We start from the raw sequence: 1,835 nt of genomic DNA on the forward strand, positions 1-1,835 counted from the left end.
TTGCCGGCGCTGGAGAACGCCGTCGAGAACCTCGGATCCGGCGGTCTCGGCGAGGGCGGCGAGCTCGCGCAGCGCGATCTCGGCGTTCTCGGCGGCTGCGGGACCGCTGCCGCTGTAGAGCCCGACCAGCACGACCTTCTCCAGCCGCAGCTGCCGGTACTCGACCTCGGTGACGTCGGCGAGCTCGGTCGAGAGCCCTGCCACACGCTGGAGCGCGCCGCGCTCCTCGACGTCAAGCTGCTCACCGTCGTAGTCGGTGTAGCCGGCGCTGGCCTCGTCCTGCAGTGCGGTGCCGGCACGCGCAAGCACGCGGGCCACGACGTCCTGGGCGCGTCGGTCCACGTCGGAGATCTCTGCTCGACCCGGTGCCACGCCCGCCTCGGTACGCCTGTTGCGGGTGGAACTCGGGTCAGCCATGGATCTCCTTCGGGTGGTGTCTCGGTGGACGAGACACCACTGTCGCACGTGTGTGCGCGTCACGGACAGCGATTTCGCCCAGGGAGCAAGCGTTCTACGCTGTGCGGCGGTGTCTCACTACTTCTCTTCCGACTCCCCGGCCGCCTCGGCTCCGCGGGAGATCGACGTCGTGCTGCGTGGCCGATCGGTCCGCGTCACCACCGATCGGGGCGTGTTCTCCGGCGACCGACTCGACCCCGGCACCGCGGTGCTGCTCTCGCACGTTCCCGACCCACCACCCACCGGCACAGTCCTCGACCTGGGGTGCGGGTGGGGTCCGATCGCGTTGTCGCTGGCAGCGGCCTCCCCGCAGGCGCGGGTGATCGGGGTCGACGTCAACCCGCGCGCGCTCGCGCTGACCTCGCAGAACGCGACGGCGCTCGGGCTCGCAGTCGAGGTCGCCGAGCCCGACGCGCTGCTCGCCGCCGAGCCCGACCTCGCGCTCGATCTCCTCTGGTCCAACCCACCCATCCGCGTGGGCAAGGACGTGCTGCACGCCATGCTCCGCACGTGGTTGCCCCGGTTGGCGCCCGACGGCGTGGCTCACCTCGTGGTGAGCAAGAACCTGGGCGCCGACTCGCTCCAGCGGTGGATCGCTGCCGAGCTCGGCCTGGACGTCACCCGCACCGCGAGCAGCAAGGGGTTTCGGGTGCTGTCAGTCGCCGGGGCGGCGCGCTGAGCCGTCCTTCCGGCGGGGGCCGGCGCGCAGGTGTGCGCGCTCGCCCTCCTTGCCGAACAGGCTGAGGAACTCGACCTCGGCATCGTCGGCCGGGCCGAGCCAATGGGGCACGCGGGTGTCGAACTCGGCCGCCTCGCCGGGCTCGAGCACGAGGTCGTGCTCGCCGAGCAGCAGCCGCAGCCGGCCGTCCATGACGTAGACCCACTCGTAGCCGGAGTGGGTCTTGAGCGCGGGCTCCTCACGGCGGGCACTGCGACCGATGACCACCTTGAACGCCTGGATACCCTCCGCCCGCTCGGTGAGCGGCACCATCGTCATGCCGTGCTGGGTGACCGGCCGCAGGTGCACACGCGGATCGCCCGTGGGCGGCGCGTCGACGAGGTCGTCAAGGGTGACGCCGTAGGCGCGCGCCAGCGGCAGCAGCAGCTCCAGGGTGGGCTTGCGCCCGCCGGACTCCAGGCGCGAGAGGGTGCTCACCGAGACACCAGTCTGCTCGGAGAGCTGGGCAAGGGTGATCTCACGCTGCTGTCGCAGAGCGCGCAGTCGCAGGCCGACTCCGCTCAGGTCGTTGCTCATGGAGAGCATGTTGCCACAATGGCAAGCGCCCTTGCTAGTCTCTCTCCGGCGTCGGACACTGGGGTCATGACCACGCCACAGGCCCTCTCCGTTCCTCTCGACGCTCTGGTGATCGGCGGCGGCG

The 1,835-nt window shown here is 71.0% G+C and carries 2 protein-coding genes and 1 pseudogene; 1 reads left to right on the forward strand and 2 read right to left on the reverse strand.

Going from position 1 to position 1,835, the window contains the following annotated elements:
- A pseudogene (locus ACOJSN_RS09595) lies at positions 1 to 417 on the reverse strand (GTPase HflX); the annotation flags it as partial.
- 109 nt (positions 418 to 526) lie between these two features.
- On the opposite strand from ACOJSN_RS09595, the gene ACOJSN_RS09600 reads away from it, so the two are divergent.
- A complete protein-coding gene (locus ACOJSN_RS09600; protein ID WP_420112271.1) occupies positions 527 to 1,135 on the forward strand; it encodes a class I SAM-dependent methyltransferase in 609 nt (202 codons plus the stop codon).
- On the opposite strand, the gene ACOJSN_RS09605 is transcribed toward ACOJSN_RS09600, so the two are convergent.
- Positions 1,112 to 1,711 carry a helix-turn-helix domain-containing protein gene (locus tag ACOJSN_RS09605; protein ID WP_420112272.1) on the reverse strand — a complete coding sequence of 200 codons (600 nt, stop codon included), beginning with the start codon at positions 1,709 to 1,711 and terminating at the stop codon, positions 1,112 to 1,114. The genes ACOJSN_RS09600 and ACOJSN_RS09605 overlap by 24 nt on opposite strands.
- Between the last annotated feature and the right edge of the window lie 124 nt (positions 1,712 to 1,835).

It is taken from the genome of Pseudactinotalea sp. (assembly GCF_048594945.1).
Taxonomy (GTDB): domain Bacteria; phylum Actinomycetota; class Actinomycetes; order Actinomycetales; family Beutenbergiaceae; genus Pseudactinotalea.

Coding starts and splice junctions, on each gene's coding strand:
- ACOJSN_RS09605 (WP_420112272.1), bottom strand. CDS start 1,711: ATGAGCAACGACCTGAGCGGAGTCGGCCTGCGACTGCGCGCTCTGCGA.